The sequence below is a fragment of the Achromobacter sp. Marseille-Q4962 genome, from assembly GCF_943737005.1.
Classification (GTDB): Bacteria; Pseudomonadota; Gammaproteobacteria; order Burkholderiales; family Burkholderiaceae_B; genus Achromobacter.
In genome coordinates, this window is sequence record NZ_CALSFU010000001.1 from 273,180 (window position 1) to 296,961 (window position 23,782).

Consider the following 23,782-nt stretch of genomic DNA (forward strand, 5'->3'; position numbering starts at 1 on the left):
CGCCCGCACTCGCAAAGCCGCACGGAAGCCTTATGAAGACCCCTGCCTCCCCTACCCAAACCGAAGCCCATGTGCCGCGCGTCGGATTCGTCAGTCTTGGATGCCCCAAGGCGCTGGTCGATTCCGAACGCATCCTGACCCAGCTGCGCACCGAGGGCTACGAAGTCACGCCCGACTACGACGACGCCGACGTGGTGGTGGTCAATACCTGTGGATTCATCGACAGCGCCAAGGCGGAGTCGCTGGAAGCGATCGGCGAGGCGCTGGCGGAGAACGGCAAGGTCATCGTGACCGGCTGCATGGGCGTGGAAGAGTCGGCCATCCGGGACGTGCATCCCAACGTGCTGGCGGTGACGGGGCCGCAGCAATACGAAGAGGTGGTGCGCGCGGTGCACGACGCCGCCCCGCCGCGCAAGGACCACAACCCCTACGTGGACCTGGTGCCGCCGCAGGGCGTGAAGCTCACGCCGCGCCATTACGCCTATCTCAAGATTTCCGAAGGCTGCAATCACCGCTGCAGCTTCTGCATCATCCCGTCCATGCGCGGCGACCTGGTCAGCCGGCCCGTGGGCGAGGTGCTGAACGAGGCCGAGCGGCTGGTGCGCGCGGGCGTGAAGGAACTGCTGGTCATTTCGCAGGACACCAGCGCCTATGGCGTGGACCTCAAGTACCGCAGCGGCTTCTGGAACGGCCGTCCGGTGCGCACGCGCATGACGGAGCTCTGTACGGCCTTGTCCGAGCTCGGCGTCTGGACGCGCCTGCATTACGTGTATCCCTATCCCCACGTGGACGAGGTGATTCCGCTCATGGCGCAGGGCAAGGTGCTGCCCTACCTGGACATTCCGTTCCAGCACGCCAGCCCGCGCATCCTGAAGGCCATGAAGCGGCCGGCCTTCGAGGACAAGACGCTGGCGCGCATCAAGCGCTGGCGCGAGGAATGCCCCGATCTCACCATCCGCTCCACGTTCATCGTGGGCTTTCCGGGCGAGACCGAGGAAGACTTCCAGTACCTGCTCGACTGGATGCGGGAAGCCCGGCTCGACCGCGTGGGCTGCTTCCAGTATTCACCCGTGGAAGGCGCGCCGGCCAATGCGCTGGACAACCCCGTGCCGGACGAGGTAAAGCAGGAGCGCTGGGAGCGCTTCATGGAGCAGCAGCAAGCCATTTCGGCCGAACGGCTGCAGGCCCGGATCGGGCGCGAGATCGAGGTGCTGATCGACGAGGTGGACGAAGACGGCGCGGTGGGCCGCAGCAGCGCCGACGCGCCCGAGATCGACGGCTGCGTCTACGTGAGCGCCGAACGCGCGCTCAAGCCTGGCGACCTGGTCCGCGCCCGCGTCACCGACGCCGACGAATACGATCTCTGGGCCGACGACCTGGGCGCGGCCGCCCGTTGAAACCGGCCCCGGCGCCCCGGCCCGGGGGCCCTCCGCGCGTCAGTTGCCGTCCAGGAAATCTGGACAGATCGTCGGCGTGCTCTTCCTCCACCGCCAGGATTTCCTCCAGCAGGCGGCGCGTGGTGGGTTCCCGTTCGCCGATCCTTGAGCGACCTGCCTTCCACGCACTCGGAATGGCTGCGCTGAAGTAATGGCGCTTGTAGCGCAGCACGCAGACGACATCCGTGGCGAGCGCTTTGTTGAGCAGCTTGCGCACGGTGCCGCGGCGCGCCATGAAGGGCCGGCGTTCCTTGCGTACACTATCGGCTTTCCCAAGCGCCTGTGACGCAATCTGTAACGGGACCAGCGGCTCCCTGATTTTTTCCATGACCCTGAAGAACATCTGCGTATATTGCGGCTCCAACCCCGGCAGCCGCCCCGAGTACATCGAACAGGCGCGCGTGCTGGCGCGCGAGCTGGTCAAGCGCGACCTGGGGCTGGTCTATGGCGGCTCGGTGGTGGGCATCATGGGCGTGGTGGCCAACGAGGTGCTGGCCGCCGGCGGCCGCGTGATCGGCGTGATCCCCGAACTGCTGCTCAAGAAAGAACACGCCCACAAGGGCCTGACCGAACTGCACCTGGTGCAGACCATGCACGAGCGCAAGGCCCTGATGATGGAAAAGGCCGACGGCTTCGTCGCCCTGCCGGGCGGGTCGGGCACGCTGGAGGAATTCTTCGAGGTCTGGACCTGGGCCCAGCTCAATATGCACAGCAAGCCGTGCGGCCTGCTCAATATCGCCGGTTATTACGACGCGCTGGTGCGGTTCGTGGACCACGCCGTCGAAGAGGCTTTCATCCGCCCGCAGCATCGCGACATGCTGGTGGTGGAGCACGACCCTGCCCTGCTGCTGGACCGCTACGCCGCCTACGAGCCGCCCAACATCTCCAAATGGTTCGATCCGGTCAAGGCCTGAAACGGCCCTGCTAAACGACAAAGAGGGGAATCCGCGCCATGTCAGACGTATTCATGCACAACGCCACCACCGAATCCGTACTGCGGGATTACTTCCACGCCAAGGACGAGAACCGCCCGCTCTACATGACGCGGGCGTTCGCCAGCGACGCGGTGCTGCGCATGGCCCTGCGCACGCAGGCCATCGCCTTTCCGCCGGAGTCGCACGGGCTGGCGGCCATTACCGACACCCTGGTGCGCAAGTTCGGCCAGACCTACGAAAACGTCCATACCTTCTACCTGTCGCGCCCGGAGCCCGGCGCGCGGCTCGCGGCCTACAACTGCGACTGGCTGGTCGGCATGACCGAAAAGGCGACGGGCGACGCGCGGGTGGGCTGCGGCCGGTACGAATGGGAGTTCCAGCCCGAGCCCTATCGCGCCAGCTCGCTGGTCATCACCATCGAGAGCATGGTGACGCTGCCGGCGGGCGACGCCGGGGCCGTCTTCGGCTGGCTGCTGGGGCTGGAGTACCCCTGGACCACCGCGCGGCGCGCCGCCGACAGCGCGCCGCCGCTCGAGGCGCTGGCGCCCGTGGTGCATTACCTGCTGCATCCGCAGGGCCTCTGATCCGGCGAACGCATCCCGGATGGCCGACGTGAAATACGACATCGCCGCGTTCGATTTCGACGGAACCCTGGCCGACACCATGCCGTGGTTCAACTCCATTCTCAATACGGTGGCCGACAAGTACGGCTTTCGCAGGATCGACGCCGCCGAACGCGAGCAGTTGCGCCATCGCGAGGCCGCCGAGATTCTCAAGTACCTCGGCATTCCCTTGTGGAAGCTGCCGGCCATCATGGCGCACGTGCGCGCGCTGATGCAGGACATCGACCCTGCGGTGCAGGTTTTCCCCGGCATCCCGGAGGCGCTGCAACGGCTGAAGGCGGCGGGCCTGAAGCTGGCCGTGGTGAGCTCCAATTCGCTGCAGAACGTGCAGCGCGTGCTGGGCGGCCGGACCTCGGCGCTCTTCGACGCCTATGAGTGCGGCACCGACCTTTTCGGCAAGGCGGCCAAGATCCAGCGCCTGCTCCGGCAACAGGACGCGGATCCCGCGCGCTTCCTGCTGGTGGGCGACGAAATGCGCGACATCGACGCGGCGCGCAAGGCCGGCGTGCGCGTGGGATCGGTGGCCTGGGGCTATAACCACATTGATGCGCTGCGCGGACGCCAGCCCGACGAAGTGTTCTACACCGCCGCCGACCTGCCCGCGGCGCTCGCCTGACACGGAGACATCATGCACGCCGATCCCGCCTATCTGGTCACCGACGCCGCCGCCCTCGAAGCCCTGTACGGCCAGCCCGGCGAAGCCTCGCTGAAAAAAGAAGTGGACCACGTGCACCCGCACTACCGGGCCTTCATCGAAGCCGCGCCCTTCGCGGTGCTGGCCACCGCCGGCCCCGACGGGCTGGACGCCTCGCCACGCGGCGATCCCGCCGGCTTCGTGGACGTGCTGGACGAGAAGACGCTGGCGCTGCCCGACCGCCGCGGCAACAATCGCATGGACAGCCTGCGCAACATTCTGGCCGATCCGCGCGTGGCGCTGCTCTTCCTGGTGCCCGGCGTGGGCGAGACGCTGCGCGTGAACGGCGTGGCCCGCATCAGCGTGGAGCCGGCGCTGCTCGAGCGCTACGCCATGGACGGCAAGCCGGCGCGCTCGGTGCTCATCATCGACGTGCAGACCGTGTATTTCCAATGCTCGCGCGCCCTGCTGCGCTCGCGCCTGTGGGATCCGGCCACCCAGGTGCCGCGCGATACGCTGCCCAGCGTGGGCCGCATCCTGTCGGACATCACCGCCGGCACTTTCGACGGGCGGGCCTACGACCGCGACCTGCCCGGCCGTCTCGCCGGCTCGCTGTACTGATCCCGGAGCACCGCCATGCCGCGCAATGTGGAAATCAAGGCCCGGGTGGCCGACCTGGCCGCCATCGAGCCGCTGGCTGCGGCCCTGTCGGGCCGCGAACCCGTCATCATCCGGCAGGACGACACCTTCTTCCGCTGCCCCAACGGCCGCCTGAAGCTGCGCGACTTCGGCGACGGCACGGGCGAGCTCATCTTCTACCGGCGCGACGACTCGCCCTCCCTCAAGGAGAGCTTCTACGAGATCTCGCCCACCCGCTCTCCGGACACGCTGCGCAAGACGCTGACACTGGCCTGGGGCGTCATCGGCCGCGTGCGCAAGACGCGCCTGCTTTTCCTGGCGGGCCGCACGCGCATCCACCTCGACCGCGTGGAAGGGTTGGGCGAATTCCTGGAGCTGGAAGTCGTGCTGCGCGACGGCGAGAGCACACAGGCCGGCATGGCCGAGGCGCGAACCCTGATGGCCAGCCTGGGCGTGGCGCCCGGCCATCTGGTGGCGGGCGCCTACCTGGACCTGCTGTCCGCGGCGGGCAAAACGGAAGACCCGGCGCCCTGAAGGCGCGCCGGCCGCGCGCGGGCTGGCTAAGGCTGCCAGCCGCGCACGAACACGTCCGCGGCCTGGCGCTTGCCGCCCGCCTTCTGCAATTCGAGCAGGCGCAGCACGCCGTCGGCGGTGGCGATGTCCACGCCTTCCGCCGTGGCGCGCAGCACGGTGCCGGGCGCGGCGCCCGCGTCGCCGGGCAGGGCGCGGGCACGCCACACTTTCACGGGGTCGGCCAGGCCCGGCAGGCGAATGCTGGCGCCGGGCACGGGGTTGAAGGCGCGGACGCGGCGCGCCAGCAGCCCGGCCGGCTGCGCGCAATCGAGCGCGGCTTCGGCCTTCTCGAGCTTGGCGGCATAGGTCACGCCCTCGGCCGGCTGCGGGCGGCGCGGCAGGCCGCCGCTTTCCAGCGCGGCCAGCGTCTCCACGATGGCCTGGCCGCCCGCCTGCGCCAGCGCATCATGCAGTTGCGCCGCGTCGGTGTCCGCGCCGATGGGCACGATTTTTTCGAGCAGCATGTCGCCGGTGTCCAGGCCGGCGTCCATCTGCATGATGGTCACGCCGGTCTGCGCGTCGCCGGCCTCGATGGCGCGCTGGATCGGCGCCGCGCCGCGCCAGCGCGGCAGCAGGCTGGCGTGGATGTTCAGGCAGCCCAGGCGGGGCAGGTCCAGCACCCACTGCGGCAGGATCAGGCCGTAGGCGGCCACCACCATGACGTCGGGCGCCGCGCGCCCGAGCAGGGCGCGGGCCTGCGCGGCCTCGTCGGGGTAGCGCCCGTCCAGCTTCAGGCTGCGGGGCTGGGCCACCTCGACGCCGGCCGCCAGCGCGGCCTGCTTGACCGGGCTGGGCGTGAGCTTCAGGCCACGGCCGGCCGGGCGGTCGGGCTGCGTGAGCGCCAGCACGATGTCGTGGCCGGCGGCCCGCAGGGCCTCGAAAGCGATACGGGCGAACTCCGGCGTGCCGGCAAAGACGATGCGCATGAATGAAACCCGGAAGAAACTGGCGGTCAGGCGCGCAGCGCTTCGCGCTCGGCCTTCTTCAGCTTGGTCTTGATGCGGTTCTGCTTGAGATTGGAGAGGTATTCGACGAACACCTTGCCATCGAGATGGTCCAGCTCGTGCTGCACGCACACGGCCAGCAGGCCGTCGGCCTCGAACTCGAAGGGCTTGCCCTCGACGTCGAGCGCCTTGCAGCGGATGCGCGCCGCGCGCTCGACTTCGTCGTAGATGCCGGGAACGGACAGACAGCCTTCCTCGTAGACCTTGCGCTCTTCGCTCTTCCAGGTGATCTCGGGATTGATGAGCGCCAGGAGCTGGTTGCCTTCCTCGGATACGTCGATCACGACCACGCGCTCGTGCACGTCGACCTGGGTGGCGGCCAGGCCCACGCCCGGCGCGTCGTACATGGTTTCGGCCATGTCGCGCACCAGCTGGCGGATGCGGTCGTCAACCTCGGCGACCGGCTTGGCCTTCTTGTGCAAGCGCGGATCCGGGTAACGAAGAATGGGAAGTAAAGCCATTGGAAGAAAATTGCCGGTAAAAGAGGATTGGATAAGAGTTTAATTCATTAGAGTCTTGATTTCTAATAGTTTTCAGCTAAACGCCAGATTGCGCGGGCTTGTTTTGTCCCCGTTTCATTGACGCAGGCGCGCGCTTTTGCAGCCCTCTGTCCGCCTGCTCCGCCCGGCCCGTGCGACACTCACGCCCTGGCCTTTCATGCACCCGCCATGCCGCTTTCCCACGCTCCCGAAGAATTGTCCGCCTGGCTGCGCCTATCGCTCGAACCGGGCATCGGCGCCGCCACCGCCTGCACCCTGCTTTCCGCGCTGGGGCTGCCCGAGCAGATCTACGCGCAGCGCGCCGCCGCGCTGGCGCGCTGCCTGCCCGACAACCTGGCGCGCCAGCTCGCCGCCCCCATGCCCGCGGACATGGCGCGCCAGGTGGAGCAGACCCTCGAATGGAACGAAGCGCCCGGGCACCACATCCTCACCCTGGCCGATGCCGCCTACCCGCAGAGCCTGCTCACCACGGCGGGCCCGCCCATCCTGCTCTACGTGAACGGCGACCCCGCCCGCCTGCAGGGCCCCGCGCTGGCCGTGGTCGGCGCGCGCAACGCCACCCCGGGCGGCGAGCAGAATGCGCGCGCCTTTGCGCGCCACCTGGCCGCCAACGGCTGGTGCGTGGTGAGCGGCCTGGCGCGCGGCATCGACGCCGCCGCGCACGAGGGCGCGCTGGAGGCCGGCCCCGAAGGCGCGGGCACCGTCGCCGTCATGGGCACGGGCGTCGACCGCGTGTATCCCCCCGCCCACCGCGACCTGGCGCACCGCATCGCAGCCCGGGGCGCGGTGGTGTCGGAACTGCCGCTGGGCACCGGCGTGCAGCGCCATCACTTTCCGCAGCGCAACCGCATCGTGGCCGGACTGGCGCGCGGCGTGCTCGTGGTGGAAGCCGCGCGCCAGAGCGGTTCGCTCATCACCGCCCGGCTGGCCGGCGAAAGCGGCCGCGAGGTGTTCGCCATTCCCGGCTCCATCCATTCCCCGCTCTCGCGGGGCTGCCACGCCCTGATCCGCCAGGGCGCGAAGCTGGTCGAAACCGCCGGCGACATCACCGACGAGCTGGGCGGAGCGGCGCCGCCCGCGCCCGCCGCCCCTCCTGCCCCGGAATCCCCGCTGCTGCGGGCCATGGGATACGACCCGCTGCACCTGGACGCCATCCAGGCCCGCAGCGGCCTGGACGTACCCGCCCTGCAGGCGGCGCTGATGGAACTGGAGCTGGACGGCGCCGTCGCGCGGCTGGACGACGGGCGCTACCAGAGGCTGCGCTGACGTCCGCGGCGGCGCGCCGGAATGCGGAAACGGGGCTACGGCGAATACGAAGCCCGGCCCGGCGCCCGGGGGGCTAATATTGGTTGTTGCCGCGCCTGTCCGCGGTCCGGTCCATACTTACACAGGAAGAGACATGGCTTTGCCCTCACGCGTCAAGATCGTCGAAGTGTCGCCGCGCGACGGTCTGCAGAATGAAAAGGAATTCGTCTCCACCGACATCAAGGTGGAACTGGTCGACCGCCTGTCCGCGGCCGGCTTTCCCAATGTGGAAGCCGCCTCGTTCGTTTCGCCCAAGTGGGTGCCGCAGATGGCCGACGGCGCCGACGTCATGGCCCGCATCGCGCGCCGCCCGGGCACCATCTATTCGGTGCTCACGCCCAACATGAAGGGATTCGAAGGCGCGCTGGCCGCCCGCGCGGACGAGATCGTCATCTTCGGCGCGGCAAGCGAAGCCTTCTCCCGGAAGAACATCAATTGCTCCATCGCGGAATCCATCGCCCGCTTCGAGCCCGTGGTGCAGGCCGCGCGCGAAGCCGGCATCCGCGTGCGCGGCAGCATCAGCTGCGCGCTGGGCTGTCCCTATCAGGGCGAAGTGCCCGTGCAAGCCGTGGTGGACGTGGCGCAGCGCTACCTGGCCATGCAGGTCGACGAGATCGACGTGGCCGACACCATCGGCGTGGGCACGCCGCGCCGGGTGCGCGAGGTCATGAGCGCCGTCACGCAGGTCGTCGACCCCGCCCGCGTGTCGGGCCATTTCCACGACACCTACGGCCAGGCCCTGGCCAACATCCTGGCCGCGCTCGAAACCGGCATCTCCATTTTCCACACCTCGGTGGCGGGGCTGGGCGGCTGCCCCTACGCCAAGGGCGCCACGGGCAACGTCGCCACCGAAGACGTGCTCTACATGCTGCGCGGGCTGGACATCGACACCGGCGTGGACTTCGACGCGGTGGTGGACATCGGCCAATGGATCTCCGGCCACCTGAACCGCAAGGGGGCGAGCCGCGCGGGCAATGCCATTGCCGCCAAGCGGGCCGCCTGAAGCGAAACCCCGTAGAATGGCCGCGCGCGTTTCGCGTGAGCGCCGCCGCCCGGCGGCGCGCCTGCCTCTCACACGACACCCGAGCCCCGCAGCCGCATGACCTCTCCCGCCCCCGGACCCGCACCCGAATCCCACGCCGCGCTGCTGCGCGAGATCGGCCCCCTGCCGTTGTCGGGCCAGGCGTGGCCCGACTGGGTGCGCATCCTGACCTGGGTGCTGCTGGCGGTGCTGGGCGTGCAGGTCTTCACCACCGCCATCCGCGCGCCCGCGCATGCCTACGACACGGCGCTGGCCGCCCTGGTGGCGCTGTGCTTCGTGGTGCTGCTGGTCGTGTCGTGGCACATGCAGACGTCCATCACCACCATCGACGAGCGCGGCATGCGCCAGACCTGGTTCACGCGCCGCGAGGTGGCCTGGGAAGACGTGCGCGAGGCGCGCTACGTGCCCATGGTGTTTTCCAAGCGGCTGGTCGTGTTCACGCACCGCGGCCGGCCGGTCATTCTGCAGGGCGGCACGCGCGAGCTGCGCGCCGCCTTCGTCAAGATCGCGCAGCTCTACCGCCGGCGCTAGCGCCCCGGACGCTCAGCGGATCGGCAGCGCGTACATCAGGCCGCCCTGTGTCCACTGCGCGTTGAGGCCGCGCTTGATCTTGAGCGGGCTGCCCTCGCCCACGTTGCGGTCGAAGCTCTCGCCGTAGTTGCCCACCTGCTTGACGATGTTGTAGGCCCACTTTTCATCCAGCCCCAGGTTGGCGCCCGCCCCGGGCGTCACGCCCAGGATGCGCTTGATGTTGGGATTGGCGCTCTTGAGCTGTTCGTCCACGTTCTTGGACGTGATGCCGTATTCCTCGGCCTCGATCATGGCCGACAGCGACCAGCGCACGATGTTGAGCCAGGCGTCGTCGCCCTGGCGCACGAACGGCCCGAGCGGCTCCTTGGAAATGATTTCGGGCAGCACCACATAGTCGTCCGGATTCTGGAGCTTGGAAATGCGGATCGAGGCCAGGCCCGAAGCGTCGGTGCTGAACACGTCGCAGCGGCCCGAGGCGAAGGCGTTGACCACTTCGTTGAACGTCTCGATCACGACGGGCTTGTAGGTGACGCGGTTGGCGCGCGCCCAGTCGGCCAGCGTGTTCTCGTTGGACGTGCCGGTCTGCAGGCAGATGGTAGCGCCGTTGAGTTCCTTGGCGCTCTTCACGCCCAGCGACTTGGGCACCAGGAAGCCCTGGCCGTCGTAGAAGTTGATGCCCGCGTGGATAAGGCCCAGCGCCGTGTCGCGCTGCTGCGTGACGGTGGTGTTGCGGGTGAGCACGTCCACCTCGCCGGACTGCAGCGCGGTGAAACGCTGCTGCGAGTTGAGCGGCACCACCTTGATCTTGTCCGCGTCGCCGAACACGGCGGCGGCCACGGCGCGGCACAGGTCCACGTCCAGGCCCTGCCACTTGCCCTGGGCATCCGGCGCGGAGAACCCGGCAAACCCGGTGGTGGTGCCGCAGACCACGGCCCCGCGCTTGCGCACCACGTCCAGCGTGTCCGCCTGCGCGACGCCATGCGCCGCGGCGGCCAGCAGCGCCGCCCCCAACAAACCCTTTGCTATCTTCATGACCAGGACTCCTCTGTGATGCGGACGCGCAACGCGCCAAGACCGCAAGCTTATCGGCCCCGGCCCGGCGCGCCAAATAACCGGCGCTCATTAGGACCTGCGCATAGCGCCTGCCGGCGCGGTTCAGGCCGCCAGCGACACCGAGACGGGCTCGTTGGCCTCGCACGCGGTGAGCGCGCGGCCCAGCCGCACCATGCCTTCGGCGATCTGCGCCTCGTTCATGGTGGCGAAAGACATGCGCATGGCGTGCAGGTCGGCCTCGGCCGGGTTGGCGTAGAACGCCTTGCCGGGCACGTAAACCACCTCGTGCTCGATGGCGTAGGGCAACAGGCGGGTAGCATCGACATCGCCGGTAAGGCGCGCCCAGAAAAACATGCCGCCCTGCGGCTTGCTGAAGCGGATGCGGCCGTCCAGCTCGCGCGCCAGGGCCCCGGCCATGGCGTCGCAGCGCAGGCCGTAGGCGGCGCGAATGCGCGGCACGTGCTCGTCGTAGCGGCCGTTGGCCAGGTACTGGGCCACCACTTCCTGGATCCAGGCCGAGCAGGCCATGTCGTCGGCGGCCTTGGCGCCGACGCAGCGGCGGCGGATTTCGGCCGGCGCGACCAGCCAGCCGATGCGCAGCGCGGGCGCCATGGTCTTGGACATGCTGGACAGGTACACGGCCCAGTGGCGCGCCTCGCCTTCGGCCAGGGCGGCGATGGGCGGCACGGCCTCGCCGTCGAAACGCAGCTCGCTGTAGGGGTCGTCTTCGACGACCAGGAAACGGTGCCTGACGGCCAGTTCGAGCAGCCGCAGCCGGCGCTCGCGCGCCAGGGTGGCGCCGCAGGGATTGGAGAACGAGGCCACCACGCAGACCATCTTGGGCTTGACGCGCGCGGCCAGTTCGTCGAGCGCATCGAGATCGATGCCTTGCGGCCCGGACGGCACGGTGTGCACCGCGGCGCCCGTGTAGCGCAGCGCCTGCACCGAATTCGGGAAGGCCGGCGTCTCGATGACGGCGTGGTCGCCCGGCTGCAGCATGACGCGCGACAGCAGCGCCAGGGCCTGCTGCGAGCCGCCCGTGACGGCCAGCTCGGTATCGGGATTGCAGCGCAGGCCGCGCGCGGCGCTCAGCCGGGCGAGCTGCTCGCGCAGGCTGGCCTGGCCGTCGATGTTGGAATACTGCAGACAGCCGCCCAGCCGCGCCATGACCTGGGTGGACGCCACCGACAGCCCTTCGACGTCGAACAGCTCCTGGGCCGGATAGCCGCCCGCCAGCGAGATGGTGCCCGGGCGCATGGCGTAAGGCATGAGCGAGCGGATCGGCGAAGCCGGCGGATTCAGGAAAGGCGTGGCGAAAGCGTAGTCGGGCGCGATGGGGGACATGGAGACTGGGACGGGCGGTGGAAGCGGGAATCCGCGGGCGGGTGGGCTTAGATGATTGAAATATAAGCAAATCCCTGGAGATTCTAAGCCGGCCGAAATGAGGGGGTCAACGCGCGCGCGCCGCCTCTGTGGCGAAACCGCGCGTGTCGGTCCTACACTATGGCCAGTCCCGCAACCATAGAGAGACGCATGACCTCCGCCGACACCATGGCAGGGCGTATCGCCCGCATCCAGCAACGCATCGATCTGGCGTGCCAGCGCGCCGGCCGCGCGCCCGGCAGCGTGGCCCTGCTGCCGGTGAGCAAGACCTTCGGCGTGGATGCCATCCGCGAGGCCATGGCGCTGGGGCTGCGGCGCTTCGGCGAAAACAAGACGCAGGAAATCCGCCAGAAATCCGCCGAACTCGCCGGACTCGGCGTGCAATGGGTGCTGATCGGCCACCTGCAGACCAACAAGGCCAAGGACGCGGCGCGCGACGCGCACGAAGTCCAGTCGCTGGACCGCATCGAACTGGCCGAGGCATTGCATCGCCGGCTGGCCGCCGAAGGGCGCGTGCTGGACGTGCTGGTGCAGGTCAAGACCTCGTCCGAACCCACCAAGTCGGGCCTGGACCCCGCCCAGGCGCCCGAGTTTCTGCGCCGCGTGGCGGGCGACTATCCCACGCTGAAAGTGCGCGGGCTGATGACGCTGGCCGAGAACTCGCCCGACCCGCTGGCGGTGCGCGCCTGCTTCCGCCGGCTGCGCGAACTGCGCGACGCGCTGCGGGCCGCCGACATCGCGGGCGTGGAGCTGGATCGCCTGTCCATGGGCATGAGCGGCGATTTCGAGCTGGCCATCGAGGAAGGCTCCACTGAAGTACGCATCGGCACGGCCATTTTCGGGGCGCGCGCCTATCCGCAGGGCGCCTGAGGCGCCCCGGCAAGGCAGGGAAATCGCCCGTCTCCAAAGATCCGCGGGCGCGGCATAATAGCGGCGCAAATCATAAGGCGCCCCAGGCGCCGCATCCCATCACCCGCACGAGGAGACACCCCCCATGCACAAGTCCGCAAAGCGCCTGCTGGCGCTGGCCGCGCTATCGCTGGCCGCCACCGCCGCATCCGCCCAGTCCTGGCCCACCCAACCCGTCCGCTGGATCGTGCCCTACCCCGCCGGCGGCGGCACGGACGTGGTGGCGCGCACCGTGGCCAGCGGCCTGGAAAAAACGCTGGGCCAGACCATCGTGGTGGAAAACCGCCCGGGCGCGTCCACCATCATCGGCGCCACCGCCGTGGCCCAGGCCGAGCCCAACGGCTACGTCGTGGGCACGGCCGATTCCGGCACGCTGGCCTTCAACCCGTCGCTGTACGCCAAGCTTTCATACGATCCGGCCAAGTTCACGTACATCGGCGGCATCGCGAAGTTCCCGCTGCTGCTGGCCGTGAACGTGAATTCGCCCTACAAGACGGTCCAGGACGTGCTGGAAGCCGCCAAGAAAGAGCCGGGCAAGCTCACGTCCGCCTCGGCCGGTTCGGGCTCGCCGCACCATCTCGCGCTGGAGCTCTTCAAGCAGCGCACGGGCGTCAACGTGCTGCACGTCCCGTACAAGGGCGCCGCGCCCGCCATCCAGGATCTGCTGGGCGGCCAGGTGGACATGATGTTCATCGACCTGGGTTCGGGCCTGCCCAACGTCAAGGCGGGCAAGCTGCGCGTGCTGGCCGCCGCCACGCCCGAGCGGCTGTCCATCCTGCCCGACGTTCCCACCATGGCCGAACAGGGCGTGTCCGACTTCACGGCCTACGCCTGGCAGGGGCTGGTCGGCCCGGCCGGCCTGCCGGCGGACGTGGTGAAGAAGCTGTCGACGCAGCTCGACGCCACGCTCAAGACGCCGGAAGTGGCGCAGAAGATGCTGGACATGGGCGTGATTCCCATGCCGATGTCGGCGCAGGACTTCAAGACCTATGCCGAAAAAGAGCGCGCGGGCTGGGCAGGCGTCATCAAGAAGGCGGACATCCACCTCGAATAGGCGGGCGATGCCTGCGGGCACGAAAGAAAAAGGGGGGAGCGCGGCTCCCTCCTTTTTTCAGACCAGCACGCGCTCGATGCCGCCGGCGTTGGCGCGGCGCACGTAGTCTTCCATCCAGCTTTCGCCCAGGATGTGGCGCGCCATCTCGACCACGATGTAGTCGGCGTCCATGTGGGTGTCGCCCTCGTAGCGCGACAGGCCCTGCAGGCACGAGGGGCAGGAGGTCAGCACCTTCACCTCGCCGGCGTAGCCGTCCTGGCGCAGCGCGGCCTGGCCCTTCTCCAGTTCTTCCTGCTTGCGAAAGCGCACCTGCGTGGACACGTCGGGCCGCGTAACGGCCAGCGTGCCGGATTCGCCGCAGCAGCGGTCGCTCTTGATGGCGCCCTCGCCCACCAGCGAACGCACCGTCTTCATCGGATCCTGCAGCTTCATGGGCGTATGGCAGGGGTCGTGGTACATGTAGCGCACGCCCTTGGCCCCTTCGAGCTTGATGCCTTTTTCGAGCAGGTACTCGTGAATGTCGATCAGGCGGCAGCCCGGGAAGATCTTGTCGAATTCGTACCCCGAAAGCTGGTCGTAGCAGGTGCCGCAGCTCACCACGACGGTCTTGATGTCGAGGTAGTTGAGCGTGTTGGCCACGCGGTGGAACAGCACGCGGTTGTCGGTGATGATCTGCTCGGCCTTGTCGTTCATGCCGTTGCCGCGCTGGGGATAGCCGCAGCACAGGTAGCCCGGCGGCAGCACGGTCTGCACGCCCGCATGCCACAGCATGGCCTGGGTGGCCAGGCCCACCTGCGAGAACAGGCGTTCGGAACCGCAGCCCGGGAAATAGAACACCGCTTCCGTGTCCGACGAGGTGGACTTGGGGTCGCGGATGATGGGCACGTAGTTGGCGTCTTCGATGTCCAGCAGCTTGCGCGCGGTCTGCTTGGGCAGCCCGCCCGGCATCTTCTTGTTGACGAAGTGGATCACCTGCTCGCGCAGCGCCGGCTTGCCCACGGTGGCGGGCGGATGCTCGGTCTGCTTGCGCGCCAGGCCGGCCAGCAGGTCATGGGCGGCGCGCTGCACCTTGTAGCCCACGCCCACCATCGCCTTGCGGGTGGCGTTGATGGTGGCCGGATCCTTGGCGTTCAGGAAGAACATGGCGCTGGCCGTGCCGGGGTTGAACGACTTGCGGCCCATGCGACGCAGCAGCGCGCGCATGTTCATCGACACGTCGCCGAAGTCGATGTCCACCGGACAGGGCGTATAGCACTTGTGGCAGACCGTGCAGTGATCGGCCACGTCCTCGAATTCTTCCCAGTGCTTGAGGCTCACGCCGCGCCGGGTCTGCTCTTCGTAGAGGAAGGCTTCCACCAGCAGCGAGGTGGCCAGGATCTTGTTGCGCGGCGAATACAGCAGGTTGGCGCGCGGCACGTGGGTCGAGCACACGGGCTTGCACTTGCCGCAGCGCAGGCAGTCCTTGACCGAAGCCGAGATAGCGCCGATGTCGCTCTGCTGCATGATGAGCGATTCGTGGCCCATCAGGCTGAAGCTGGGCGTCCAGGCGTGGCGCAGATCGGCGCCGGGCATGAGCTTGCCGGCGTTGAAGTGGCCGTTGGGGTCTACGCGCCGCTTGTATTCCTGGAAGGGAGCCAGTTCGGCTTCGGTCAGGAACTCGTATTTCGTCAGTCCGATGCCGTGCTCGCCGGAAATCACGCCGTCCAGGTCGCGCGCGATCTGCATGATGCGGTCCACGGCCTGGTGCGCCTCGCGCAGCATGCCGTAGTCGTCCGAGTTGACCGGGATGTTCGTGTGCACGTTGCCGTCGCCCGCGTGCATGTGCAGGGCCACGAACACCCGGCTCTTGAGCACGCGGCCGTGGATGGCCACCAGTTCGTCCAGAATGGGCTTGCGGGCCGCGCCCGAGAAGATGCCCTGCAGCCCGGCCAGCACTTCGGTCTTCCAGGACACCCGCACGGTGCGGTCCTGCACCACGTCGAAGAGCCGCGCCTGCGGCTGGGCCGCCACCCGGTCGGCCAGCGCGGCCTGCAGGTGCGACAGCCCCAGGCCGTGCAGATCCGGCAGGGCCTGCGCCAGCGGCATGTCCAGGTTGTCCAGCAGCCACTGCCAGCGCCGGCGGGTGTGTTCCAGCAATTCCACCGCCTGGCGCGAGCTTTCGGCCAGCACCTCGGCGCGCGTGGCCTCGGCGTCCTCGGCGTCTTCGGCCTTGCCCAGCGGCAGCGAGCCGCTCTGCAGGAACGACTGCAGCTCGTCGAGCAGACGCAGCTTGTTGCGCGTGGACAGCTCGATGTTGATGCGCTCGATGTGATCCGTGTACTCGCCCATGCGGCTCAGCGGGATCACCACGTCTTCGTTGATCTTGAAAGCGTTGGTGTGGCGGGCGATGGCGGCGGTGCGCGAGCGGTCGAGCCAGAATTTCTTGCGCGCCTCGGCGCTCACGGCCACGAAGCCCTCGCCATGGCGGGTGTTGGCCAGGCGCACGACTTCGCTCGCGGCCGCGGCCACGGCGTTCTCGTCATCGCCCACGATGTCGCCGATCAGCACCATCTTGGGCAGCACGCCGCGCTTGCTCTTGGTGGCATAGCCCACCGCGCGCAGGTAGCGCTCGTCCAGGTGCTCCAGGCCGGCCAGGATGGCGCCGCGCGCGCGGCCCTCGCCATCGAGGTAGCTCTTCACCTCGACGATGGACGGAATGGCGTCGCGGGCCTGGCCGAAGAACTCCATGCACACCGTGCGCGTGTGGCGCGGCATGCGGTGCAGCACCCAGCGCGCCGCGGTGATGAGCCCGTCGCAGCCTTCCTTCTGCACGCCCGGCAGGCCGGCCAGGAACTTGTCGGTAACGTCCTTGCCCAGCCCTTCCTTGCGGAAGCGCCGGCCCTCGATCTCGAGCAGCTCGGTCTTGAGCAGGCGCTCGCCCGGACGCGCCGCGCCATCGAACCACTTGAGCTCGAAGCGGGCCACGTCCACGTCGTGGATCTTGCCCATGTTGTGCGCCAGGCGCGTGACTTCCAGCCAGTTGCCGTCCGGATCCACCATGCGCCACCAGGCGAGGTTGTCCAGCGCCGTGCCCCAGAGCACGGCCTTCTTGCCGCCGGCGTTCATGGCGATGTTGCCGCCGACACAGGAGGCTTCCGCCGACGTGGGATCGACCGCGAACACGAAACCGGCCTGCTCCGCCGCTTCGGCCACGCGCTTGGTGACCACCCCCGCGCCCGTGTGGATGACCGCCACCGGCTCGGACAAGCCGGGCAGGATACAGGACTCCACCTTGCCCAGGCGGTCGAATTTCTCGGTGTTGATGACGGCCGACTTCCACGTGAGCGGAATGGCGCCGCCGGTATAGCCCGTGCCGCCGCCGCGCGGGACGATGGTCAGGCCCAGCCCGATGCAGGCCCGCACCAGCGCGGCCACTTCGTCCTCGGAATCGGGCGTGAGGACCACAAAGGGATACTCCACGCGCCAGTCGGTGGCGTCGGTGACGTGCGACACGCGCGACAGGCCATCGAACTTGATGTTGTCGCGCGCGGTGATCTTGCCCAGCGTCTTCAGCGCCTGCCGGCGCAGCATGGCGGTCTGGTCGAACTCGCCCTCGAAAGCGGCGATGGCCGAGCGCGCGCGCGCCAGCAGGCTTACCACTTTCTCGTCGCGGTGCGGGTCGTGCCCGACCTCGGCTGGCGCGCCGGGCTCGCGTCGCTTGTCGATCTCGCCCAGCCGGTGGTGCAGCGCGTCGATGAGCTGCTTGCGGCGCTTGGGATTGTCCAGCAGATCGTCCTGCAGATAGGGGTTGCGGCGCACCACCCAGATATCGCCCAGCACCTCGTAGAGCATGCGGGCGGAGCGGCCGGTGCGGCGCTCGCCGCGCAGGTCGGTCAGCAGTTGCCAGGCGTCGTCGCCCAACAGCCGCCCGACGATTTCGCGATCGGAGAACGAGGTGTAGTTGTAGGGGATTTCGCGCAGGCGCGCGGGCGCGGCGGGGGGCAGCGCCCCATTCAGGATATGGCTGGCGAGGGGGGCGTTCATGGAAGCAGCAAGAGTGGGCCCTTAAAAAACCATTTTATGTCATTCGTCTGGATGACCCCGGAATAACCTCGGGGCCATGCCGGCGAGCGGGCGGAATTATATTTGCCCGGGGAAAAACCAGAGCAGCCCGGCCGTCATCACGGCATAGCGCAGGAACTTGCCGATGGCCATGTACAGCACGCAGGGCCAGAACGACAGCCGCAGCCAGCCGGCCACCGCGCACAGCGGGTCGCCCACGGCCGGCAGCCAGGAAAGCAGCAGCGCGGGAGGCCCCATGTGATGCAGCCAATCGTGCGCGCGTCGGTTCCAGCTTCCCCGCATGCGGCCGGCCTCGTCGGCGCGCGGATGCGGGTGGGGATGCTTTTCCTTCCAGCGCTGGTAGGCGCGCTCCGCCCCCAGGCCCATGGCGTAGCTGATGGCTCCGCCGGCCGTGTTGCCCAGCGTGGCCACCAGCACGGCCGGCCAGAACATGTCGGGCGCCAGCTTCACGTAGCCGAAGACGGCGGGTTCGGAACCCAGCGGCAACAAGGTCGCCGACACGAGCGAAACAGCGAAAATCGCGGACAGCCCGACCGACGGCAGCGCAAGCAGGTCCAGCAGCCAGTGGACGGCGGAGAGCAGGGATTCTTCCATGATGGCGCGAGTGTAGCCGCAGCGGCGCGCGCCCCCGCGGGCGCGGGCGCGGAAGCCGCGTATCGCTGTGGTAATCTGGCCCACGGCTTTTTACCCCTTGATCTTTGTCCCGCAGTCCATGTCCACCGATTATCTGAAACGCATCCTGACTTCCAAGGTTTACGACGTCGCGGTCGAGTCGCCGCTAGAAGCAGCCCCCCTGCTCTCGCAGCGAATTTCGAACACGATTCTGCTCAAGCGTGAAGATACCCAGGCGGTGTTCAGCTTCAAGCTGCGGGGGGCCTACAACAAGATGGCCAACCTGCCGCCGGCCGCGCGCAACCGCGGCGTGATCGCGGCCTCGGCTGGCAACCATGCCCAGGGCGTGGCCCTGGCGGCCAGGCGGCTGGGCTGCCGCGCCGTCATCGTCATGCCGACCACCAGCCCGCAGGTGAAGATCGACGCCGTGCGCCGGCTGGGCGGCGAGGTCGTGCTGGCCGGCGAAAGCTTTTCCGACGCCTACGAGCACGCGCAGAAGCTCGAAAAGAAAGAAAAGCTCACCTTCGTGCACCCCTTCGACGATCCGGACGTCATTGCCGGGCAGGGCACGGTGGGCATGGAGATCCTGCGCCAGCATCCCGGCCCCATCGACGCCATCTTCGTGGCCATCGGCGGCGGCGGCCTGATCGCCGGCGTGGCCGCCTACGTGAAGCAGCTGCGCCCCGAGATCAAGATCATCGGCGTGCAGACCGAAGACTCCGACGCCATGCTGCGCAGCGTGCGCGCCGGCCGCCGCGTGCAACTCAACGACGTGGGCCTGTTTTCCGACGGCACGGCGGTCAAGATGGTCGGCGCGGAAACCTTCAGGCTCACGCGCCAATACGTGGACGATTTCGTGGTGGTCAACACCGACGCCATCTGCGCGGCCATCAAAGACGTGTTCCAGGATACGCGCAGCGTGCTGGAGCCCGCCGGCGCCATGGCCGTGGCGGCAGCCAAGCAGTATGCCGCCGAGCACAAGCTCAAGGACAAGACGCTGGTGGCCATCGCCTGCGGCGCCAACATGAACTTCGACCGCCTGCGCTTCGTGTCCGAGCGCGCCGAGGTGGGCGAAATGCGCGAGGCCGTGTTCGCCGTGACCATGCCCGAGCAGCGCGGCAGCTTCCGCCGCTTCTGCGAACTGGTGGGCGAGCGCAGCGTCACGGAGTTCAACTACCGCATTTCCGACGCGGAGCGCGCGCACGTGTTCGTGGGCCTGCAGGTTTCCTCGCCCGCCGAGCCCGACAAGATCGCGGCCAACTTCCGCCGCCACGGCTTCGACACGCTGGATCTCACCCACGATGAAATGGCCAAGACGCACCTGCGCCACATGGTCGGCGGCCGCTCGGCGCTGGCGCGCAACGAGCTGCTTTACCGCTTCGAGTTTCCCGAGCGTCCGGGCGCGCTCATGCGCTTCCTGAACGCCATGAACCCCGAATGGAACATCAGCCTGTTCCACTACCGCAACCAGGGCGCGGACTACGGCCGCATCCTGATCGGCATCCAGGTTCCCCCGGCCGACAAGAAACAGTTCCGCAACTTCGTGGCCGAACTCGGCTATCCGCACTGGAACGAGACGGACAACCCCGCCTACAAACTCTTCCTGTAGGCCGAAAACCGGCGTCCGGAATGCGAGAGGGCCTCCTGACGGAGGCCCTTCCCTTCTCTGCGCAAAGCGCGCCCGGTCACAACCTGTAGGGGGGGTTCGCTGTCACTCGGCGGCCCACGGAGAACAGGCCGCCCTATTCAGCAAGCTGGAACCGGACGCCCCCCGGCTTAGAAACGGTGACGCACGCCCACCGCGAAAGCGGTGTCCTTGGCGTCGCGCTGGAACGCGAAGTTGTCGGCGTACGACGCATAGGCGTACAGGTTGGTACGCTTGGAGAAGTCGTAGGTGTAGCCCAGGCTGTACACGTTGAACGTGGCGTCGTCGCCGGTCAGACGGTCGTTCTTCGCGTCGGCGCGCTGCCAGGAACCGAACACGGCGTGGCGGCCCAGCGGCACGGTGGCGCCCAGCATGTACGAATTGGCGCGGAAGCCGTCGGCCAGGGAGAAGGTGCCCAGCTTGCTCATGCCGTCGGGCGTGGTGCCCATGTTCTGGCCGATGAACCAGCCGTCGAAGGTCTGGCCGAAGGCCGCGGCGATCTTCACGACTTCGAAGTCATACGTGCCGCCGACCATGTATTCCTGGATGCGGGCGCTGGACTTGCCGCCGGTCTGGCCATTGGACGGGTTGAAGCGGTCGTACGCGGCGGCCAGGTACAGCGGACCGTTCACGTACTGCGCGCCGGCGGTCAGGATGCGGTTGTTGTTGCCGGTCTGGAACTCTTTCTGCGAAGCGTCCGAAACGGTGTCATCCGCGCTGAACGAGTAGCCCACGCCGAACTTGAAGCCGCCCATGCTGGGGGTCTGGTACAGGACCATGTTGTCCAGGCGCATCGTGTTGGCGCTGCCGAACGTGGTGCCCATGTTGGCGGCGTTGTAGCTGATCGAGAACGGGTCGATGGCGCCGAAGTACTTGGAGGCCAGGTTGGTCTGGCGGCCGAATTCCAGGCGGCCCCAGCTGTCGCTGTCCAGGCCGACGGTGGCCTGGCGGCCCCAGAGGCGGCCGCCTTGCAGCGATTGGCCGTTCATCGGGCCGAAACCGCCTTCCAGATTGAACACGGCGCGCAGGCCGTCGCCCAGGTCTTCCGAACCGCGCAGGCCGAAGCGCGAGCCGCTGCTCACGCCCTGCACGCCGCCGAAGCGGCTTTGCGAGTTGCCGTCGAACTTCACTTTCTCGTAGCCGATACCGGCGTCGATCAAGCCGTACAGCGTGACAGAGTCGGCGGCTTGCGCAGCGCCGGCGAAACCGGCCAGCAGCGCGACGGCCAATAGCGTCTTTTTCATAGGTATCCCCAAAATGGCGAAATGAAAAGGCACCGCGGCGTCCGGGACGGACATTCCGCGTGCCGCTGCATGGGGCAGCGGCGATGCACTGACGCTAGTTTCCCGCCTGCAACAATTCGAAGTAACCCCGATTCCGAATAACAACTTTCCATGGGCGGAATAATCGCACCTGGATTTTCTCGCCCAAGCTCTTCCAACTCAGGCTAACGCGTTGATATCCAACGGGATTGCGCCGGCTTCGGCAGGCGCCTCCGGCAGGCTGCGGCCGCCGGGAACCGGGCCGCCGCGGGCTGCGGCTGTTGCGTTTGGGGCACAACAGGCGGCTGCGCAGGCCCGGTCCGCGGATCAGCGATCCTTGGGCGGGTAGTCGAGTTCGCCGAAGGTGTATTCGCCGCGAGCCTTGGCCTGGGCCAGTTCGGCACGGACCTGTTCGCGCGTCTTGCCGGCCGACTGGCGGGCGGGCGCGGCGGAGGTGGAGGCCACGGGCGTTTGCGCGGCCGCGCCCTGGGCGGCGGCAGCGGCGGGCGGATAGTCTTCTTCGCCGAACGTGACCTGGCCGGCGGCCTTGGCGTCCCGCAGCTCCTGCTGGACCTGCTCGCGCGTCTTGCCTTCGGCGTGGGCGGCGGACATGCCCGCCAGGGCTGCGGTAACCATGATTGCGGAAGCCAGGGCTTTCATATGAGGAAACTCCATCCTATCGGTGAACGGCGTCCGCGGCCAGGAGGGTCGACGGGACGATGACAAATTCATTTCTGGGGTCGGAGTATTCCCCGATGACGTATAAGTAAAAACCCTTATTTTGGTGAACATATTTTCAGAGACGGGATAATCGACCGGCTTGCCCGGGAAATTCCGCTCAAAATCTGGGCGGCCGCCACGCAAGCAAGGCGGCACAAGGGCTGCGCGCATTCAGGAATGCGCAAGCTAGGTAACGGAAGATGAAAGCGCCCCGCGGCACGGGATTATTCAGCGCGGATAAAGAGACATTCCCATTGGCGGAACAATAATTCCATTTATCATATGAATCTGCCAATCATGGAATTACAAGCTTCGAGGGCACCATGGACATCCAGCTGAACGACATTGCGCTTTTCGTCGAAGTCGCCAAGCGCAAAAACTTCAGCCACGCCGCCGAAGCGCTCAACATCCCCACCTCCACCCTCTCGCGCCGGGTCAGCGAGCTCGAGCGCAGCATCGGCATGCGCCTGCTCAACCGCAGCACGCGCAAGATCGATCTCACCGAGGCGGGCGCCATCTACTTCGAGCGTTGCCGGCACATCGTGGAAGAAGCGCGCATTGCGCACGACCAATTGCTCGACATGGCAGTGCAGCCCAAGGGACGGTTGCGCATTTCGCTGCCCACCAGCCTGGCGCAGCTCTTCCTGCCGGCCGTCATCCGGGAATTCCGCGAGCAGCACCCCGACATCGAGTGCGATTTCGACCTCGGCATGCGGCCCATCGACCCGATCAGCAATCCGTTCGACCTGATCCTGCGTTTCGGGCAGCAGCCGGATTCCAACCTGATCTCGCGCAAGATCGTGCTGATGGAGCACCAGCTCTACGCTTCGCCCGAATACCTGGCTCGCCATGGCGAGCCGCGCGTGCCGGCCGACCTCAGCCACCACGAATGCCTGCGCCCCACCATGCGGGAGGAGTCCTCTTTCTGGATGCTGCATTCGGGCGACAAGGTCGAGCGCGTGCAGGTCAGCGGACGCCTCTCGGCCAACAATGTCGGCATGCTGGGCCGCCTGGCGAGCCAGGGCCTGGGCATCACGCCGCTGCTGGTGTTCGACGCCATGAAACGCGCCATCGAGCAGGCCGGGCTGGTGCGGGTGCTGCCCGAATGGAGCCTGACGCCGCTGCCGCTGTTCGCGCTGCTGCCTTCGCGCATGCTGCCCGCCAAGACCAAGGCATTCCTGGACTTCATCCAGCCCCGCCTGTCCGACGCCTGAGCAGCGCCCGCAACGTCAGTCGGGGACGCCTCAGTCGGGGACGCCTCAGTCGGGGACGCCGTGGCCGGGAGCGTCCTGGCCGACCGCGCCGCTGTCGTACTGGCAGACCGTGAAGAGCGGTGTGCCGGTGGCCGCCACGCGCGCCGAACCACCCAGATCGGGCAAGTCGATGATGGCGGCCGCCTCGACGACATTGGCGCCCAGGCGCTGCAGCAGCTTGATCGCGGCCAGCATGGTGCCGCCCGTGGCGATCAGGTCGTCCACCAGCAGCACGCGCTGGCCCGTGCGCACCGAGTCGGTGTGCATCTCCACGGCCGAATTGCCGTATTCGAGGGAGTATTCCTCGGCCACCGTGCGAAAGGGCAGCTTGCCCTTCTTGCGCACCGGCACGAACCCCAGGTTGAGTTCATAGGCCAGCACGCTGCCCACGATGAAGCCGCGCGCGTCCACGCCCGCCACCAGGTCGAGGCGCTGGCGCATGTAGCGGTAGACGAACAGATCGATCAGCACCCGGAACGCGCGCGGATCCTGCAGCACAGGCGTGATGTCGCGGAAAATGACGCCGGGCTGGGGCCAGTCGGGAACGCTGCGGATGGTGCGCCGGATAAACTCGGCGTAGTCTGTCTGCATGGTGGACGATCCCGGA

Annotated in this window: 23 protein-coding genes; 13 read left to right on the top strand and 10 right to left on the bottom strand. The window is 67.8% G+C overall.

What is annotated here, in order from left to right; genetic code table 11:
* Positions 1 to 32 precede the first annotated feature (32 nt).
* Positions 33 to 1,397 carry a 30S ribosomal protein S12 methylthiotransferase RimO gene (rimO, locus tag NGJ44_RS01245; RefSeq protein WP_053245085.1) on the top strand — a complete coding sequence of 455 codons (1,365 nt, stop codon included), beginning with the start codon at positions 33 to 35 and terminating at the stop codon, positions 1,395 to 1,397.
* On the opposite strand, the gene NGJ44_RS23180 is transcribed toward rimO, so the two are convergent.
* Positions 1,339 to 1,779 carry a hypothetical protein gene (locus NGJ44_RS23180; protein WP_369798731.1) on the bottom strand — a complete coding sequence of 147 codons (441 nt, stop codon included), beginning with the start codon at positions 1,777 to 1,779 and terminating at the stop codon, positions 1,339 to 1,341. The genes rimO and NGJ44_RS23180 overlap by 59 nt on opposite strands.
* Here NGJ44_RS23180 and NGJ44_RS01255 point away from each other — a divergent pair.
* The 5 genes from NGJ44_RS01255 to NGJ44_RS01275 are packed head-to-tail and all read left to right on the top strand — an operon-like array spanning position 1,763 to position 4,801.
* Positions 1,763 to 2,350, top strand: coding sequence for an LOG family protein (locus NGJ44_RS01255; protein ID WP_053245084.1), 588 nt, complete (start codon positions 1,763 to 1,765; stop codon positions 2,348 to 2,350). The genes NGJ44_RS23180 and NGJ44_RS01255 overlap by 17 nt on opposite strands.
* A 38-nt stretch (positions 2,351 to 2,388) precedes the next feature.
* A complete protein-coding gene (locus NGJ44_RS01260) occupies positions 2,389 to 2,955 on the top strand; it encodes a hypothetical protein (protein ID WP_251862875.1) in 567 nt (188 codons plus the stop codon).
* Positions 2,956 to 2,983: 28 nt separating this feature from the next.
* Positions 2,984 to 3,610 carry an HAD-IA family hydrolase gene (locus tag NGJ44_RS01265; protein ID WP_053245095.1) on the top strand — a complete coding sequence of 209 codons (627 nt, stop codon included), beginning with the start codon at positions 2,984 to 2,986 and terminating at the stop codon, positions 3,608 to 3,610.
* A gap of 12 nt (positions 3,611 to 3,622) precedes the next feature.
* Complete coding sequence (locus NGJ44_RS01270) at positions 3,623 to 4,249, top strand: pyridoxamine 5'-phosphate oxidase family protein (protein ID WP_053245082.1); 627 nt, start codon at positions 3,623 to 3,625, stop codon at positions 4,247 to 4,249.
* A gap of 15 nt (positions 4,250 to 4,264) precedes the next feature.
* Entirely contained in the window at positions 4,265 to 4,801 is a 537-nt protein-coding gene (locus NGJ44_RS01275; protein ID WP_053245081.1) for a class IV adenylate cyclase, read from the top strand.
* Between the two features lie 26 nt (positions 4,802 to 4,827).
* On the opposite strand, the gene fmt is transcribed toward NGJ44_RS01275, so the two are convergent.
* Together fmt and def are read right to left on the bottom strand one after the other, a co-directional pair.
* The gene (gene fmt, locus NGJ44_RS01280) at positions 4,828 to 5,766 is read right to left on the bottom strand and encodes a methionyl-tRNA formyltransferase (RefSeq protein WP_251862876.1); all 939 of its coding nucleotides are present in this window, start codon (positions 5,764 to 5,766) and stop codon (positions 4,828 to 4,830) included.
* 26 nt (positions 5,767 to 5,792) lie between these two features.
* Positions 5,793 to 6,305, bottom strand: coding sequence for a peptide deformylase (gene def, locus NGJ44_RS01285; RefSeq protein WP_251862877.1), 513 nt, complete (start codon positions 6,303 to 6,305; stop codon positions 5,793 to 5,795).
* A 207-nt stretch (positions 6,306 to 6,512) separates the two neighbouring features.
* Here def and dprA point away from each other — a divergent pair, with 207 nt between their 5' ends.
* The 3 genes from dprA (at position 6,513) to NGJ44_RS01300 (ending at position 9,222) form a co-directional block, all read left to right on the top strand.
* The gene (gene dprA / locus NGJ44_RS01290; protein ID WP_251862878.1) at positions 6,513 to 7,610 is read left to right on the top strand and encodes a DNA-processing protein DprA; all 1,098 of its coding nucleotides are present in this window, start codon (positions 6,513 to 6,515) and stop codon (positions 7,608 to 7,610) included.
* A 133-nt stretch (positions 7,611 to 7,743) separates the two neighbouring features.
* Complete coding sequence (locus NGJ44_RS01295; protein WP_053244969.1) at positions 7,744 to 8,652, top strand: hydroxymethylglutaryl-CoA lyase; 909 nt, start codon at positions 7,744 to 7,746, stop codon at positions 8,650 to 8,652.
* A gap of 96 nt (positions 8,653 to 8,748) precedes the next feature.
* A complete protein-coding gene (locus tag NGJ44_RS01300; protein WP_053244970.1) occupies positions 8,749 to 9,222 on the top strand; it encodes a hypothetical protein in 474 nt (157 codons plus the stop codon).
* A 12-nt stretch (positions 9,223 to 9,234) separates the two neighbouring features.
* Here the strand turns inward: NGJ44_RS01300 and NGJ44_RS01305 are convergent, their stop codons facing one another.
* Positions 9,235 to 10,254: an amino acid ABC transporter substrate-binding protein gene (locus tag NGJ44_RS01305; protein ID WP_251862879.1), complete on the bottom strand. Its 1,020-nt coding sequence runs from the start codon at positions 10,252 to 10,254 to the stop codon at positions 9,235 to 9,237.
* Positions 10,255 to 10,377: 123 nt separating this feature from the next.
* Complete coding sequence (locus tag NGJ44_RS01310; RefSeq protein WP_053244972.1) at positions 10,378 to 11,619, bottom strand: aminotransferase-like domain-containing protein; 1,242 nt, start codon at positions 11,617 to 11,619, stop codon at positions 10,378 to 10,380.
* A 189-nt stretch (positions 11,620 to 11,808) separates the two neighbouring features.
* Between NGJ44_RS01310 and NGJ44_RS01315 the strand changes: the two genes are divergently transcribed.
* Complete coding sequence (locus tag NGJ44_RS01315) at positions 11,809 to 12,528, top strand: YggS family pyridoxal phosphate-dependent enzyme (RefSeq protein ID WP_053244973.1); 720 nt, start codon at positions 11,809 to 11,811, stop codon at positions 12,526 to 12,528.
* Positions 12,529 to 12,652: 124 nt separating this feature from the next.
* Positions 12,653 to 13,621, top strand: a complete 969-nt coding sequence (locus NGJ44_RS01320; RefSeq protein ID WP_053244974.1) for a Bug family tripartite tricarboxylate transporter substrate binding protein — start codon at positions 12,653 to 12,655, stop codon at positions 13,619 to 13,621.
* A gap of 57 nt (positions 13,622 to 13,678) precedes the next feature.
* On the opposite strand, the gene NGJ44_RS01325 is transcribed toward NGJ44_RS01320, so the two are convergent.
* Positions 13,679 to 17,644 carry a DUF3683 domain-containing protein gene (locus NGJ44_RS01325; protein WP_251862880.1) on the bottom strand — a complete coding sequence of 1,322 codons (3,966 nt, stop codon included), beginning with the start codon at positions 17,642 to 17,644 and terminating at the stop codon, positions 13,679 to 13,681.
* 96 nt (positions 17,645 to 17,740) lie between these two features.
* Positions 17,741 to 18,277 carry a YqaA family protein gene (locus tag NGJ44_RS01330; protein WP_053244980.1) on the bottom strand — a complete coding sequence of 179 codons (537 nt, stop codon included), beginning with the start codon at positions 18,275 to 18,277 and terminating at the stop codon, positions 17,741 to 17,743.
* 118 nt (positions 18,278 to 18,395) lie between these two features.
* On the opposite strand from NGJ44_RS01330, the gene ilvA reads away from it, so the two are divergent.
* Positions 18,396 to 19,904, top strand: coding sequence for a threonine ammonia-lyase, biosynthetic (gene ilvA, locus NGJ44_RS01335; RefSeq protein ID WP_251862881.1), 1,509 nt, complete (start codon positions 18,396 to 18,398; stop codon positions 19,902 to 19,904).
* Between the two features lie 167 nt (positions 19,905 to 20,071).
* Here the strand turns inward: ilvA and NGJ44_RS01340 are convergent, their stop codons facing one another.
* Both NGJ44_RS01340 and NGJ44_RS01345 read right to left on the bottom strand, forming a co-directional pair.
* Positions 20,072 to 21,184 carry a porin gene (locus tag NGJ44_RS01340; protein ID WP_053244976.1) on the bottom strand — a complete coding sequence of 371 codons (1,113 nt, stop codon included), beginning with the start codon at positions 21,182 to 21,184 and terminating at the stop codon, positions 20,072 to 20,074.
* Between the two features lie 345 nt (positions 21,185 to 21,529).
* Positions 21,530 to 21,862: a DUF4148 domain-containing protein gene (locus tag NGJ44_RS01345; protein ID WP_053244977.1), complete on the bottom strand. Its 333-nt coding sequence runs from the start codon at positions 21,860 to 21,862 to the stop codon at positions 21,530 to 21,532.
* Between the two features lie 383 nt (positions 21,863 to 22,245).
* Here NGJ44_RS01345 and NGJ44_RS01350 point away from each other — a divergent pair, with 383 nt between their 5' ends.
* Positions 22,246 to 23,136 carry a LysR family transcriptional regulator gene (locus tag NGJ44_RS01350; RefSeq protein WP_251862882.1) on the top strand — a complete coding sequence of 297 codons (891 nt, stop codon included), beginning with the start codon at positions 22,246 to 22,248 and terminating at the stop codon, positions 23,134 to 23,136.
* A 45-nt stretch (positions 23,137 to 23,181) separates the two neighbouring features.
* Here NGJ44_RS01350 and NGJ44_RS01355 read toward each other — a convergent pair whose 3' ends face one another.
* Positions 23,182 to 23,766 (bottom strand): adenine phosphoribosyltransferase, encoded by a 585-nt coding sequence (locus NGJ44_RS01355; protein WP_053244979.1) that lies wholly within the window; start codon positions 23,764 to 23,766, stop codon positions 23,182 to 23,184.
* Positions 23,767 to 23,782: the final 16 nt, after the last annotated feature.